The sequence below is a fragment of the Marivita sp. genome (assembly GCF_022763305.1).
Classification (GTDB): Bacteria; Pseudomonadota; Alphaproteobacteria; order Rhodobacterales; family Rhodobacteraceae; genus Marivita.
Genome location: NZ_JALEGT010000080.1, coordinates 1 through 13,889 on the forward strand (window position 1 = coordinate 1; position 13,889 = coordinate 13,889).

Sequence of the window (13,889 nt, forward strand, 5' to 3'; positions counted from 1 at the left end):
CGGTCAAAACCGCGCAAACAGGCCGGACACATGACTGCTTCTGACAAACGCACAAATCAGATCAAAAATGTCTTGCTATGCAGGAGCCATCCACACATGCCATTCGCTAATTTGGCAATGTTTATCTTGGTCTCAAGCTGGGAAAACTGTGCATACCAGAAAAAACCTGTATGCTTCAAGGTCGCAACTTCTGAATTATTGGCGGTATATTTGGCTACGAAAACGAAGAGAATACGCAGGCTCAGCACTTCTGAGGCGTCGCCTGGTTCGGCGAAAGCAGCGTCCAGAGCTGGTTCTAATGCAGGCCGGGGCTTTCGTTACCAAGATGCCGTTTCCGCTTGGTTGGCGGTAGAAATTTGGGCTGGACAACGAGCTCCAGCAATCGTGATTCCGGAAGGTGGTGACGATGTTGAGCTCCGTGGCGATTCAACGCGCTTTGTCCAAGTGAAGAGCCGACGTGAGCACCTTGGAGACTATACAGAAGGCGAAACAGTCGGGCACATAGAAGATCTGTGGAATCGGGCGCTTGGCTCTGCACCGCGGCCGCAGCAACTGGAACTCGTTGTTGAGCGGGAGGTGACGGGCCTGGGGCCCCTCGACGACCATCCCGCCGTCCGCTCAATCGAAGGTCCGATCAGCACCAGACTTTCGAAGTTCAACGGGGCATCTGATCTTCTCCCAAGAACATCGATCGTCGTGGCGACCTCGCCGCAGGAATGGGCGATCAAGCTGATCGTAGATCGGCTGAACTGCGCCCCGATCGCAGCCCAGATGTGCTTTGCCGATCTGCTCTTCCGCGTGGGCACCTTGGCAGACGCCAATGGCCGGTTGGCACCGGACAACTATCGTGGCCTTTCGATCTCTGACACGGAAGCATCAATCCGCGATGTCCTGGCCGCGATCGACATTGACGCGATCGAACTCGCTCTCAGGGATGGCGTCTGCGAACCAGTCGATTTTCTCACGCCTCTCAACGATCCGAACTTCTATCTCGGGGTCGATGTAGAACCTGGTCACATCGCGGCAGGTTTGGTGGCCGAACGCCCCCGAACCAGGTCGGCTTTGCTGGAAGGTATTGAACAACGCCGGGCAGCGTTGATCGTTGGACCATCTGGGGCCGGAAAATCCGCTTTGATGTGGGAAGCTGCCAACACGCTGCGCCATACGGTTCGGTGGCTCCGTATCCGTCGTTTGAGCGCGGCGGATATTCCATCTCTGCGCCAGTTGGTCCGAACGTTTCGCGCTTCAGAAGACAGTCCCCTGGGCTTTGTCATGGATGATGTCGGTCGAAATGGGCCGGAAAGCTGGGGCGCCTTGCTCAAAGAAGTGATGTCCGTGCCTGGCGTGGTCCTGCTCGGCTCGGTCCGGGAAGAAGATGTCACGCTGATTGCCGAGCGCGCACGTGCAGCCGAAGTACGCGCCGATACCGATGATGAACTCGCAGAACGACTCTGGGGAGAACTGCGCGAAGCTGGAAAGACGAACTGGGCGGGTTGGCGCGAGCCGTGGAAGACGAGCAACGGCCTTCTTCTCGAATATGTCCATGTCCTGACGCGCGGAAAGAGGATGCGCGAACTCCTCGCCGATCAAGTCGCGGCCAGAGTTTCAGATCCGAAGCGTTCCCTCGAACTTGATGTTTTGCGATCCGGCGCTTGGGCAGGCGCAGCGAATGCTGAAGTTGATGCATCGCGATTGGCGCGCTCGCTCTCAGTCAGTGAGGCCGATCTGTCGCGCGCGCTACAGCGCCTCATCGAGGAACATCTGGTCCGCTCGCCTGCTCCGGGCGCTGTCACCGGCCTACACAAGCTTCGATCCGAAGAATTGTTGCAGCTCACACATCAGACAACATTGCCGACGCTCAAAACGAGTTTCGAAAGGACAGTCGCAAGCGTGCCCGCTAGCGATCTCGAGCCCTTGTTCGCAGACGCACTATCTGCGCGGCGCCTACCTGTACCGGCAGTGCTCGATGGATTGATTGCCCGCTTGGAGGGCGAACAGGATGCGCGGGCGTTGGCTTCAGCGCTTCGGGGCTTAGGTTCGGGCCGTGTTTCCTCGAGCGTGGACGAATGGCTGGACACTGCTGAAGCACGTGCGCTGCCGCGAACGCAAGTCGGGATCGCCGCAATGTTAGGGATTGCCGGTATTGATCTGAGTAGTCTCAGCATCATACCGGAAGTCCAGGCTGCGGCGGATCGACTTTCGCAGATCAAAGGCTCGCCGAAAGATGACCCACGTCATCTGTTGGTGGAGCGTATGTCTCCTTCTGCCTTGTCCGCCCTGATTGAGGCAGCGGATCTGGTGAGCCTCGATGAGATTCTCGCAGCCTTGGTCGGAATGCCTTTGCCCGATGCGATACGGACCAGCCTGATGAAGGTTCCAGAAGGCCTGTTGAATGTCGATCTTAATCTCGTCGGGTCAGTGATGGGCACCCTGTCCGCTCTGGATCGTGAGATCACTAGGCAGTGGGTCGTCGAGGTCGGGCAAGAGGCGTTGTTCGCACGGGTTCAGGCAGAGACAGCTTGGGCCGGACCTGTGACTACCGAAGATTCGGATGATGGGGTGATCGTCCGTTGCGACCTTTGGTATGTCGCTGGTTCCGTACAGGAAAATCCGCATGCTGCGGTTGTGGGTTTGTGCGAGCTAGTATTGGCACTGTGTCCGTCGGCTGACATTGCGGTGTCCAACGCCATTACCGCGAGTGGTGAACTGGCTGGCCTTGCTCAGTTGCCGCTCGCGACAAAGCGGATTCCCCGGGAGAATCTTCCCCCTCCGTCAGTTCCTCAGTGGAATCGACGGTGGGGTGATCTGATTTCCCGCCACGTCGCCGCTTCGAGCTATAGCGATTATCTTGCAAGAGGCGTGGCCATTCTCGAGGCCCTAGTTCCGACATTGGAGAAGATCTTCGACGCGCATTTTCGCGGAAAGAATGCACTCGGCAACCTCGCCGGCAAGCTGAATTCACTCAATGCGGAAACTGAAGGACTGACGCCCCCCGCTGTTTCATCATTGGAAGCGTCAGGCGCGGGGCGCGGCGAGGCTGACACCGCCGTCACCAAGTTCCAGAACCTTCTGCACAGCACAAGCGTCAATCTCGTAACGAGGTTCGCAATACTGCCCGACCAAGCTGGTGCATACATTGCCTGGTTGAGCGATCTCATCGCCGATGTCGACACCGCAATTGCAGAAGAGCCTTGGCTGCTCGTCGCCGACGGTCCTCCACCGATGCTTAACCGACTCAAGACGCTCTTGGAGACGTTGCGAGTTCTGGCTGGAGAAGCCCATGAAAGGAAGCAAGCGCCAGCAGTAACTTGGGCGGCACGAGGCAAAGGCGCGCGAGTAGGCAACTCCGTTCGGCTCGTATCCCTCTCTGCCAAAGCTGCCGGGCAAACACGACTAGCTCAGCGCAAGGCAGAAATTGAGCGCCTCGCAGAGGAAGCCGGGATCGTCGCACAGTTCCATCTTCGCGTTAACGCCAAAGGTATTCTACCGTGGCCACCAGCAGATGTTCTTGCGCTGTTACCTGCGCCGGATATAGCGGATGCGGTGGTTACGCTCGCTGAACAAGCCGTACTCGTGCGGTCATTGGTGGACTCGTCTATCCACCTGACAATCATGCCTTACATTGAGAATGCTGCGTTCCCGGCGCTCGCAAAGTCTGGTTATCAGACCCTCCTTCCTGACGTGGAGGGCGCTACCTTCTGGGCTGAACAAATCGGATTGCCACAAGCACCATCTGTTATGGCAGACATGTTTGGGGAGGTGCTGAGCCTTGCTAGCGAACTTGGAGCAATGGATCAAAAACGGCTTGGCAATCAGACTCGTCCCGAAGAAGAGGTTGCTGCCCGCCGGAGCTTGGAGGACACCTTCGCAAGTAATTACGAAGAACTGACCCGGCGGCTCAGTGCTTTTGACCAAGCCCTGCAATCGGATGTGTCCGAATTGATCGAGCACCTGCGAACTGGGAACGTTGACTTCGCTGCTGAAGCGCAGGCCGCGATTGACGGGACTTCAAGCAATGTCACCGAGGCAGCGGGATATTTATCTCTGCTCTTGATGTCAGCCGAGATCGGCGAAATACCCATTGATGGGCAAATTACCGAAAGTGTTCGCACGACTGACCCCGAGCAGACCGTCGATGACAAAGAGTAACAATAGGGACGACTTCAGCCAGGCGACCAAGAAGCGCCTCGCGAAGCATGCCCGGTATCATTGTAGCAATCCCAGCTGCAGGAAGCTGACGTCAGCGCCGACAAGCGATGGCTCAAAGGAAATAAATATCGGAGTTGCGGCTCACATCTGCGCTGCGGCACCTGGAGTTGGTGCGCGCCGCTATCGCGCCGACATGACACCCGACCAACGGAAATCGCAAGAAAACGGGATTTGGCTTTGCCAAGACTGTGCAAAGGCAATTGATTCAGATGATGCCATTTTCACCGAGGCATTTCTGCACTCATGGAAGCAGAAGCACTCTGAGGACATGTGGCGCAGCGTTATCGACAAGGTTTACTTCGGTCCAGCCATGCCGCCCACCGTTTCGGAAATCAGTGCACGCTTTCAAAAAGCTGCCAATGCAGACTTGGCTGTGTTCCGTCGAACACCCAAATGGCCGGGCACGAACGTGGCGCTCACGCTGACGGTAAAGGTCAAGCATGCGGACGAGGCGCTTAGTACGCGCGCGCTTGCCGACGCAGTGACCCTACTGGATGATCTCATCCTTGTCGCGGCGCCTGGAATGGGAAAAACAACAACTCTTTTTCAGGTCGCCGAAAGTCTTTTGGAAACCGGGAATAGCACACCGCTTATCGTGCCGTTGGGAGATTGGGCCACCGATGGCGACGGGTTGCTCGCGTCCATCCTGAAACGCCCCGCGTTCAACGGAATTACTGAGCAGAATTTCCGCGCGGTCGCGGAGAACCCCGGTGTCGTGCTGCTTCTTGATGGCTGGAACGAACTGGACGCCGCCGCACGTGAACGCGCGCGCGTGCAAATTTCGGCCCTGAAGGCTGAATTACCGGAACTTGGTCTCGTCATCTCCACGCGCAGGCAGGCCCTTGACATTCCTTTCGGTGGGACGCGGGTGGATTTGCTGCCGCTCGACGACGTGCAACAAATGGAGATTGCGCGCGGCATGCGCGGAGACGCTGGCGCACAGCTCGTGGATCGGGCCTGGCGGACAGCAGGTGTCCGCGAACTCGTCACCATTCCGCTGTACCTCACGGCACTGCTGTCGCTGCCAGAAGGCGCGCCTTTTCCGACCACAAAGGAAGAAGTGCTGAGTCGCTTCGTTGCAGCGCATGAGCAGGAAGCTCGTCGTGCGGCGGCACTTCATGCCGTGGCCCTCGGCTTCCAGCAGGACTATTTGGATAGTCTCGCGGTGTTCGCCACAACCACGGCCAACACTGCGATCACAGATAGCAACGCCCGCAAATCGGTGGCCGAGACCGCGCGGGTCCTGATCGCCGATGGGCAGATGGCCACCGCCACACAGCCCGACACGCTGCTCGACACGCTTGTCAGCAATCATGTTCTTACGCGCTCCGGCGACACTCCGGGCTACTCGTTCCAGCACCAGCAATTTCAAGAATGGTACGCCTCGCACTACGTCGAAAGACTGATGCTACAGGCCGTCTGCGATCCGAGCGCACGTGAGAAACTCATGGCCGACGTGCTTGATCGGCGCCCCTGGGAAGAGGCGGTCCTGTTTGCCGTCGAACGTAGTGCGCGCAGCGACGCTGCGCATATGGTCGCATGCGGCGCTGCCATCCGCGCAGCTTTTGACGTCGATCCTGTCCTCGCAGGCGAGATGATCTTCCGCGCCACTGACGATGTATGGGCGCTGATCGGTACAGAAATGCGGAGCTTCGCCGACCGGTGGCACGCGCCAGGCAAAGTGGATCGCGCAGTGCGTTTCATGATCGCGTCCGGGAGGCCGGAATTCGCCGATCTTCTTTGGCCACTTATTGCGCATGCCGACGATCAAGTACACTTGCACGCGCTTCGAGCAGCGCGGCAGTTTCGTCCGTCCGTGCTTGGAAGTGGCGCGCAGACGCGCATCGCAGCGCTGCCTTCGGACATTCGTAGGAACGTACTCTGCGAAATCGCATCGAATGGCGGGATTGACGGCCTCGACCTTGCGACAGAGATCGCAAGGATCGACGGCGATCCGGAGGTGAAAGCGGCGGTAGTCGATGCGCTCGCATTTCGGCGGGCGGATCGGCACGTTGCCGACTTACTCACGGATGCGAGCGAAGCGACTTATGACATCCTCGCCGAAAAGGGTCACCTTGAGGACATTGCAGTTGATGCCGTTCAGCAGGAACTTCGGCGGGCACGTGGACGCCGCGAAGCCGTCGGCCTGTCGCCCTTCCAGCGGCTGCATTCGCTCCTCGATGCGCCAAGTGGGAAAGGCCATGACGTCGAGGTCACCGAACTCATCGCTAACATGGAGTTTGACCGGAAGACCGATGGCGAGAGGCATCTGTTGTACGAGGTGCGAAGACGTTGGCCGCAGGCCCTAGCTGAAGGGCTGCTGTGCCGTTTGCGCGAGCACCGCGAACTCTTCTACGGCGCGGACGATATTCTTGCGGCAGCCGGGTTTGCCCTCGAGGATGACGCACTGCTCAAGATCGCCCTCGAAGAAACAAGCCGCCACGACGATCGCGCCGAGGCCGCTGCTTCAGTGCTGGGACCAAACGCCGTTGGCCGGCTGATCGACGCGTATCTTGCAGCTGGGAAAGTCCTGCGCGACGCCAGCGGGAAGTACAACCAGGCGGCAGGTGATCGCTATCATGATCTGCGCGCCCGTATCGGCCACACGCCGGGCGCAAGTTTGGTGGCCGCCGTTCAGGCGCGGGCGGTAAGCGCTGACAATGAGGAAATCGTCCAACTGGCCGCGCTGTTTTCCCGTGAGACCTACGGCGACGAAGAGCGGGCGCGACCCTTCAATGTGGAAGGCTTGGCCGCAATCGGAGTGCTGGCGCGCGAATGGGCAGAGCGCATGCTCGCCGCTGGGGATGAGAAGCGTTGGCGAGTGGCTACCATTGCAACGATGATGAGCCACGCACCGTCCGTCGCGCATCTTCCACTCTTGAAGAGAATGCTTGACGACAATTTACGTCGCTATCGGGCTTTCCGCGAGAAAGCTATCGCGAGCGGCTGGAAGGATCGCGACGCTGTGCACGAAGCGCAGCATCCACACATGCATGAGTACCAACGTGCGTTCTTGGCGATCAATGCGCCGGAGACCGCTACGCTGATGCGTGAATACCTGACGGATGAGCATTTTGGCGAGTTGGCTGCGCGTGTGCTGGCCTTCCAGTGGTTCGAGGCCAACGAACCCAAGGACGACAAGAAATTCCGGAGCGGCGAGGATTTCTCGCGCGTGGAAGAGCGCCGCGAAGCCCGCGCCGTCGATCCCGCCGCGACATCAACCGAGGCGGAGGCGATCTTCGACGCAATCGACACGTTGATTGTCGATGGTTCGACGGATGCGCAGATGAAGCTGGGGGTTGCGCTCGGCGTTGTCGGATCGCGGCTCCCCCACGGCCAGCGTGACGTGACGATCCAGAAGCTCATTTCTCTCGCGCCGAGGCAGGCGCGCGCAGCCTTGTTGTTGTCGCTTGTTCTCTCTGGCGAGGACATCGACATCACGCTTGTTGCCGATGGCATCGCTCAGACCTTCGAGGCGGCCAAGAAGGAAACTTGGATCCTGACACAGAGCGACGCGTATCAGCTACGCGATTGGTTGCGCCTCTTGCCGTTCGCCACGCCTGTCTCCGACCTGCCCGCCATCGTGCGCGGCATGCCGGAGGCGTATCGCAATCCACGAATGCTCGAAGAGATGGTCCGCGGACTCAGCAGTTCGTCCTCAAGCGACGCAGAAGATGTGACTTTCACCATCGCCGAGCATGACAAGCGTTTCTACCAGAACCATCAGTGGCGCACGACCGTGTTGAGGTTTGGCACAGTATCCGCCGCGCGCCGCCTTGTTGACTTGACCGTCAGCGGCGCGCTCGACGGACCGTCATACGACGGGTGGCGTTGGCAACGCGAATTGGGTAGCTTGATTTCGGAGTTCTCCGAGGTCCGTACCTATGTCTACGACCTCCTGAAGGATGGGCCGACAACGAATCAGCTTGCTTTGCTAGCTAGCGCAGTCGCCGAAGATCCTTGCTCGGATGGCGTATTGATGCTGATCGATTTTGAGATGAAAACCGGACGTTCGTTCATGACGTGGCAGTCGATTCAACGCGTTATCACGGAACATGTTCCAGCAGAGAACTGGGAGGGTGCTTACAATGTCGTGCCCGTCCCGGCGGTCGAACTGCGCCAGAAGCTGCTGGCAATGACGAGCAGTGGCGGCAAGGGTGATCCCGCCGCCCGCTGTCTCAACCTAATAGATGACCTCCGGGACGAGTGCGGTGCTCCAGAATCGGAACCACGCCATCCGGATCTTGCGTCAGGGCACCCTTGGCCGATCGTGGAGCCCAATCCCGATGCAGTGGACCGGAGCTGATTTGCCAGGCGAGCATCCATTTCATGGCGCGCGTTCCTTAGCTGTCTGGATTCAGCTAAACCAGTCGTTCAAGGTCCGCTCCTTCCATCGGTCCGCGAGGCCTTCAAGACTGCGGCGACTTCCACTTTCCGCCCGCAACGACGAGTAGGGAATGCCTTGTCGCTAATAAACGCACGAGGCCTTATCCAGAAATCGTGAAACGATTATCACATTGCAATCATGCGGCTTTCTTAGCGCGCGGATGAATCGTTGCACGGCGGTTGAAACGATAATCAGAACGGCGGACTTCACCCGCAGCTTCGCCAAAGCGCTACCCTAAATCTACTAGAGGCGCTTCGCCCACAACCCCCGCGTCTTCCAACTGCTCGCGATCGGGAAGATCGCGCAAGCTCTCAAACCCGAAGGCGACGAGGAACTGCTCGGTGGTGACGAATGTATAGGGCGCTCCCCGCCGGGGTGACCTCGGCCCGGTCCCGATCAGCCCGCGGGCATGCAGCCGCCCAATCAGGTCACGGCTGATTTCCTTGCCGAAGATGTCCTTGAGCCCGTCACGGGTGATCGGCTGGTGGTAAGCGATGGCGGCCAGGACCGCGACGTCCAACTCGCTCAGATCGAGCAGTTGGTCCCCGACATCCGCCGCGGCCCGGATCGCGGGGGCGTAGATAGGCCGCGTCCGGAATATCCAGCCACCAGCGACCTGCGCAATTTCAAAAGCCCGCCCTTCCAGATCGGCGGCAAGGTCCTCTACCAGCAGATTGACCGAGGCCCCCTGCCCCACCACGCGCGCGAGGTCCTCGCGCGGCACAGGCGAGGCAGAGGCGAAGAGGACCGCCTCGATCCGGCGCATCCATTCCCGCCAGCGCAGCTCGGGCGGCAGGTCGGCCAACTCGCGGTCCAGGTCAGGTTCCGAGCGATCCTTCGCCATGCTCACACCCCATAGAGCCGGAAGGTGTCGCGCCCGGTCAGCTCGCGCACCGCGCTGAGGTCGACCAGCCGGTCGCAGAGCCGCCGCGCGGCGCGATCCGGCAAAGGCAAGGCCGATGGCGCCACGGCATCGCGGGTCAGGAGCATCTCAACCGCGTCGGCCGCCCCCTTGGCCCGAAGCTTTGGCGCGACCGCTTTCAAATGCGCCGCACGACGCGCGAGGTCGGCAGCCCGCCGGGCGGCCTCGATCACCGAAGAGATGAGTGCCCGATGACAGGCCAGACGCAAGTCGCCATCTTGCTTGCGCAGGTCGGCGCGTTTCAGGCCCATGGCCAGCAGCGGCACAAGATGATCCCAGCCGAGCGCCTGAGCGAGGGCCGCATCGGCGAAGATCAGTCCTGCTACGTCTGCGCGTGGCGCCTCGCGCAGTATCGCCTCCAACACCATCGCGGCACGGGTCATTGGCGCCCCTTTCTCCGCATCAAGCCACGCGGCAATCTGGCCCGGGTCGAAGGCCGGCAAGGCTCGGCCCAGAGCCTTGATCGACACCGGCCGTTCCACAGCGCGCCGCCAGGCCAGGTAGGTTTCACCGGCCGGTCCGGGCAGATCGCCGGGGCGCAGAAGGTTCACCAGGTCGCGCAACTCTCCGGCCCGCTCCGGTCGCCCGGAAAACGCGACACAAGCCTCGGCCGCCCGCAGCGCGAGCCTGTCTCGCAACAAGGTTTGGGGAACGTCCTCGCGGCTCAACACTACATGCAGATGGCTCAGCGCGGCGCCCGACAGAAAGGCCACAGTTTCAAGGGTTTCCACACGCGCGGAGGTGACCCAGGCGGGCATCCTGGGTAGCGTGTCGAGGTCGCAGATATGATCGGGCCGAGCAAATGTCATGCCCAGAGCGTACACCTGCGCGGCGCTTTATTCCAGAAAATAGCGCACTAACCGCCCCGCTTCGCCGGTGTCAGTTATGTCCAATAAGTTTGCATTATCGGACATAAATGGATAGGCTCAGCGACATGTCAGAACACGCCGAGAAATCGAGTGTCGGATGACCGGAATTCATGAGATTCAAGCACTTCCCTGAAAAACGAACCGGGGTTCATGAGATTCTGGAGCGGTATTCATGAGACTGGATGAGTCGGAATTCGTGAGACTGGCGACGTTTCTTGGGCTTTGCAGCGCTCTGACGCTCTCTCTCGTCGCGCTGAGCACGCCAGAGCCGGGCTGAGATGCGTCTCCTCAACGAGAGAGGCCATGCCGCAAGCGCATCGCGAACCCGCACCTGCCCGTCCACGTCGCTGGCGAGCAACACGTTGATCGCGCAAGCGACAGGGTCCTCTACGATACGACCAATGCCGACGGTCAAGGCGAAACCCTGTAGCAGCGAGCCCTGCGCCAGAGCGTGCAGGCTGGGACGCACGGGCTTGGCCAGGACCGGCGCGACCTCGTCATACTCGGGAACGACAACCGTCAGCGCCTGGCGGATGATCGGCGTCGTGAGAAAGTCATGGTAGTCGCGCCGGGTCTGCAACGACATGCACGGTTGCTCGGCTAGAGAGGGAGGCGAGGCGCGGCGGTGTCGCGCAGTCAGGACGGCCAGCATTTCCGGCGCGTCCAGAGCCCCCTGCCCCGCACCACGTAGCCAAGCATCAAGAACGGCGGACCCGGCTTTTGCGTGCATTGCCAAAGCGGCCATCCGAGTGCCACCCATCATCGCGGGCAACGTCGCGCTGGCGGTATCCTGCAAGTCCGCGCCGTGGACCGGGCAGAGAAAAACCCAGGGCAACGACATTGACCTCCGGTGCACATCGGTCGGGCAATGCGGGCAGTGATGGCGGTTTCGGCGCGCGACCATCATCCGGGCGTCGGGGATGAATTCACAGAATGTCATATCCTGAATGGCTTCGACCGAAAGTCCGGTCCGCAGAGCGATCCGAGCCCCCTCCCCTTCCGACATTCGCCATTCCAGAGCGAACACGTCGCGGCCGGACAGCCCAAGCTCGGCCAGAAACTCCGGTACTGTCATCGCGTAGAATGGCGCCATGCGGGCGAGCCATGAGGACAGGCGCTCGTCAACCTCGGGTGGGAACACCACCGGCAGGAGGCCCTGCCCGATCACACCGGCTCTCCGAGGACCGCCTGCAACCGGTCGCCGCCCAGAATATCACGCGAGAGGATGCGTTCCTCCCCGCTTTCGATGGCAGCGATTGCCAGCTGAGACATGATTGAAAATATCCCCGAGGTGATGCCGCCGCTTACCTTGATCATCCGCGAGAGCGCCTTCTCGTCGATCTCGCTTTCGCGCCGGAGCGGCAGGCTTCGCATGAGCGTGCTCATCAACCCGGTGAAATCGGCCCCGTCCTGCCAGGGCGGCAGGGCGAAGGCCTCGAACCGGCGCACCAGCTGGTCATCGGTGCGCAGCGCATTACGGGCCTGGGCGGTGCCGACACAAACGAGAGGAACGCGCAGCTCGTTGCCCAGAAATCGCAGCATGTTCAGGAACCGTGCCTGTTCGCGTATCGTGCCCGCCTGCAGGCTGTGGATTTCGTCGATCACCAGCATATGAGGGCGCAGCTCGGTGAGCAGCCGCAGGGCCAGGCTTTCGAGGACAGCAAGCGTTGCGCGGGGAGGTTCCGGGGCGCCGATTGCAGCCAGAATACGGCGGTAAAACCGTGTCTCATCCGGGCCGGAAACCATCTGCACTGCGACGACCGGCATATGCAACCGACCAGTGGTGTCGTCAAAACTCGAGGGGTGATCGCGCGTAAATTTCTCGATGATCATGGTCTTGCCCATGCCGCTTTCGCCGACCAGGAGCAGGTTCGGCATCCGGGCGCGCTCCGGGAATGACAGCAGGGTTTCCAGCTTGGCGAGTGCCGCCTCCGCTCGGGGATAGGACACCCATCGGTCGGCACGGATGCGCAGGATGCGCTCCTCGGCACTGAGAGCGGCAATCCTGCCGGCGCCCGGGTAAAGGTGCGGAAACTCAGTCGTCATCGTACCATTCCTCGACATAGAAGCCCGGGTGGTCTTTCAGCGCATTGTTCTTGTTTTCCGGCGCAGGAAGCGCTTCCGGCGCATCTGGCCTAGGCGTCATATCGATCATCGGGCGTGGGTCCAGATGCGCCCGCCTGGCCTGGTGGCGCCGTGTCGCCTTGGTCTGCCGCGCGGCGCTATCCACGAGGTCGCGCTGCGCCTCGATCGTCCGAAAGATGAGCTCCTCGTCTACCGACCGGCGCCCGGCCTCGCGCAAGGCTCGCCGCGCCGCGCGGTGTTCCCAGAGCGTAATCGCAGGGCGGGTCAGATCCGCTGGGCGGGCCTCGATGATCCCCTCCTCGGTCAGCACGAAGATGCGCGAAAGATCGCGCGGGTCGTACTTGAGTGTGTATTTGCGGGTTTCCTGCGCCATCAGCCAGCGCAGCTCATCCGACCAATAGCGAATATGGAAGAGATGAAAGCCGTCACGCTGCAAGACCCGCTGTTCCGATGGCAGAAAATCGACCAGGAACTGGCGCAGATCAGCGGGCATGCGGAGCTTCGCCGTGTCCGCCTGCGCAACCCAGGCCGCTGAGGGCGTCGTTTCCAAGGCGCTGTGGATGCGCGCGTGGTAGGAGCCGGTGATTTCGAGGGCGAGCCAGGTTTCCAACTCGCCGAGCGTCATCACCGCCTCGGCCTCGGCGTCGAGATCGCCACGTTCGAAGATGTTCGAGAAATGCGAGCCCGGCAGCAGGTGGACCGCCCCCATCATCGTGCCGATCAGCCGCTCGATATGGCCGCCGTAGCGCGGGGTGCCGGGCGGGCGATACCGGAGATCGATCTGGTACTCGGCGCAGGCGAGCCCGAAGGCGCGGGCATGGAATTCCGCGCCGTTGTCCACGTAGATCGCCCTGGGAATGCCATGGGCGGGCCAGTCCGTATTGATCCCACGCGCCGCCAGCCAATGCGACTTGTCCATCACAGCATGGGTCAGGCAGAGCGCGACCGAGAGAAGCGAGGGCGGTTCCAGCGACAGGTGGAACCCCAGAACCATGCGAGTATTCACATCAATCGCGACAGTCAGAGTGGGCCGGCCAAGCGGGCACCGCGTGACCGGATCCACGACCGTCACATCGGCCTTGGTATGATCGATCTGGACGATGTCGAGCGGGTGGGCCGCGGTGAGCGTTCCGGGCGTGGCAAGGTGGCGGCGATCCGCCTTGTCCTTCCCCTCCCGCCTGGCCATGAGTTTTGCCTGATCCTTCAACTCCAGCCAGCGGCCAAGGCGCCGGATCGAGGGTGGTGCCAACCCTTTCGCCTTGCAGTCGGCCGCTACCTCGCGCCAGAACCGGGTCTTGGTCGGTTTGCGGCGGGTGGCATAGAAGGCCCAATCGGAAGGTTTGTGCGTAGGATTACTCTAAAGGTGAACTTTCAGAGAACGTTTGCGCCGTGCTGCTGCTTCTGATGACCTTGTAAG

7 protein-coding genes are annotated in these 13,889 nt (G+C 60.8%); 2 read left to right on the forward strand and 5 right to left on the reverse strand.

Annotation, left to right across the window (positions count from 1 at the left end):
• The first annotated feature begins 30 nt into the window (after positions 1-30).
• A complete protein-coding gene (locus MRY75_RS15610) occupies positions 31-4,149 on the forward strand; it encodes a hypothetical protein (RefSeq protein WP_255612203.1) in 4,119 nt (1,372 codons plus the stop codon).
• Between the two features lie 193 nt (positions 4,150-4,342).
• Positions 4,343-8,515, forward strand: a complete 4,173-nt coding sequence (locus MRY75_RS15615; RefSeq protein ID WP_292308935.1) for a hypothetical protein — start codon at positions 4,343-4,345, stop codon at positions 8,513-8,515.
• Positions 8,516-8,825: 310 nt separating this feature from the next.
• Here the strand turns inward: MRY75_RS15615 and MRY75_RS15620 are convergent, their stop codons facing one another.
• The 5 genes from MRY75_RS15620 to MRY75_RS15640 form a co-directional block, all read right to left on the reverse strand.
• Positions 8,826-9,440 carry an SMC-Scp complex subunit ScpB gene (locus tag MRY75_RS15620; protein ID WP_292308936.1) on the reverse strand — a complete coding sequence of 205 codons (615 nt, stop codon included), beginning with the start codon at positions 9,438-9,440 and terminating at the stop codon, positions 8,826-8,828.
• 2 nt (positions 9,441-9,442) lie between these two features.
• Positions 9,443-10,327: a DUF1403 family protein gene (locus MRY75_RS15625; protein ID WP_292308937.1), complete on the reverse strand. Its 885-nt coding sequence runs from the start codon at positions 10,325-10,327 to the stop codon at positions 9,443-9,445.
• 208 nt (positions 10,328-10,535) lie between these two features.
• Positions 10,536-11,555, reverse strand: coding sequence for a TniQ family protein (locus tag MRY75_RS15630; protein WP_292308938.1), 1,020 nt, complete (start codon positions 11,553-11,555; stop codon positions 10,536-10,538).
• Complete coding sequence (locus tag MRY75_RS15635; protein WP_292308939.1) at positions 11,552-12,433, reverse strand: TniB family NTP-binding protein; 882 nt, start codon at positions 12,431-12,433, stop codon at positions 11,552-11,554. The genes MRY75_RS15630 and MRY75_RS15635 overlap by 4 nt, the downstream gene beginning before the upstream one ends.
• Positions 12,423-13,721 (reverse strand): Mu transposase C-terminal domain-containing protein, encoded by a 1,299-nt coding sequence (locus tag MRY75_RS15640; protein ID WP_292308940.1) that lies wholly within the window; start codon positions 13,719-13,721, stop codon positions 12,423-12,425. Before MRY75_RS15640 ends, MRY75_RS15635 begins: the two co-directional genes overlap by 11 nt.
• Between the last annotated feature and the right edge of the window lie 168 nt (positions 13,722-13,889).

Coding starts and splice junctions, on each gene's coding strand:
- MRY75_RS15610 (WP_255612203.1), top strand. CDS start 31: ATGACTGCTTCTGACAAACGCACAAATCAGATCAAAAATGTCTTGCTA.
- MRY75_RS15615 (WP_292308935.1), top strand. CDS start 4,343: ATGACACCCGACCAACGGAAATCGCAAGAAAACGGGATTTGGCTTTGC.
- MRY75_RS15620 (WP_292308936.1), bottom strand. CDS start 9,440: ATGGCGAAGGATCGCTCGGAACCTGACCTGGACCGCGAGTTGGCCGAC.
- MRY75_RS15625 (WP_292308937.1), bottom strand. CDS start 10,327: ATGACATTTGCTCGGCCCGATCATATCTGCGACCTCGACACGCTACCC.
- MRY75_RS15635 (WP_292308939.1), bottom strand. CDS start 12,433: ATGACGACTGAGTTTCCGCACCTTTACCCGGGCGCCGGCAGGATTGCC.